Annotated in this window: 1 protein-coding gene; it reads left to right on the forward strand. The window is 65.6% G+C overall.

Features of this window, described 5'->3' with window-relative positions:
• Window positions 1-1,733 (forward strand): immunoglobulin-like domain-containing protein (locus AC1D1M_RS31315; protein ID WP_477778675.1); only part of this gene is annotated, 1,733 nt, incomplete at both ends.

Below are 1,733 nucleotides of genomic sequence, written 5' to 3' on the forward strand. Positions count from 1 at the left end.
CGGCGCGGCGAAACTACCGGCAGCGTGAGCACCCCCGCGCCAAACGACGTGTTGACCGGCCATGCGCTGTTGACCAACTCGATCACCGACGTCAGCGGCGGTAATTACGAAAATCTGGTGGCCGACAAGACCCCGGTTTCGACCACTGTCACTGACACCGTCGACACCACCAATCTGTCGCTGAGCGCGACCGGTGCCGTGGCCGAAGGTGGTTCGATCACCTACACCGCGACCCTGACCAACGCCGCCGGCTCGCCGGTCACCGTGACCCTGTCGAACGGCGCGGTGATCACCATCGAGGCCGGTAAAACCACCGGCACCGTGACTGTCGATGCACCAAAAGACGACGTCTACAAAGACGCCGGCACCGTTCAGGCAACGATCAGCAACGCCACCGGCGGCAGCTTCGAGAACCTGGTGCCGAGCACGGTGCCGGCGGTGACGGAAGTGACCGACACCATCGACACCACCACCGTTAAGCTCAACGCGACCGAGTCGGCCGCTGAAGGCGGCACCGTTACTTACACCGCCACCGTCGGTTCCGCCGTCACCGGTTCGCCGGTCGTCGTGACGTTGGCCAACGGCCAGAGCATCACCATCGACGTCGGCCACACCACCGGCAGCGTGACCACCCCCGCGCCGAACGACGTGCTGACTGGTCACGCGCCGCTGACCAACTCGATCACCGACGTCAGCGGCGGCAACTACGAAAACCTGGTGGCCGATAAAAACTCGGTCAGCACCACCGTGACCGACACCGTCGACACCACCAACCTCAGCCTGAGCGCCACAAGCTCGGTCGCCGAGGGCGGCTCGATCGTCTACACCGCGACCCTGACCAACGCCGCTGGCTCGCCGGTGACCGTGACCCTGTCGAACGGCGCCGTGATCACCATCGACGCCGGGAAAACCACCGGCACCGTAAGCGTTGCGGCCCCGGCTGATGACGTCTACAAAGACGCCGGCACCGTTCAGGCAACGATCAGCAACGCCACCGGCGGCAGCTTCGAGAACCTGGTGCCGAGCAGCGTACCGGCGGTGACGGAAGTGACCGACACCATCGACACCACCACCGTTAAGCTCAGCGCGACCGAGTCGGCCGCTGAAGGCGGAACCGTTGTCTACACCGCCACCGTCGGTGCCGCCGTCGCCGGTTCGCCGGTCGTCGTGACGTTGGCCAACGGCCAGAGCATCACCATCGACGTCGGTCACACCACCGGCAGCGTGACCACCCCCGCACCGAACGACGTACTGGCTGGCCATGCGCCGCTGACCAACTCGATCACCGACGTCAGCGGCGGTAACTACGAAAATCTGGTGGCCGACAAGACGTCGGTTTCGACCACCGTCACCGACACCGTCGACACCACCAACCTCAGCCTGAGCGCCACAAGCYCGGTCGCCGAGGGCGGCTCGATCGTCTACACCGCCACCCTGACCAACGCCGCCGGTTCGCCGGTGACCGTGACCCTGAGCAACGGCGCGGTGATCACCATCGACGCCGGTAACACCACCGGCACCGTGACTGTCGCGGCCCCGTCCGACGACGTCTACAAAGACGCCGGCACCGTCCAGGCCACGATCAGCAACGCCACCGGCGGCGACTTCGAGAACCTGGTGCCAAGCAACGTGCCGGCGGTGACCAACGTCACTGACACCATCGACACCACCACCGTGAAGCTGACCGCGACTGAAACCGCGGCTGAAGGCGGCACTGTCACCTACACCGCCAC

This window comes from Pseudomonas sp. P1_F7 (assembly GCF_056405655.1).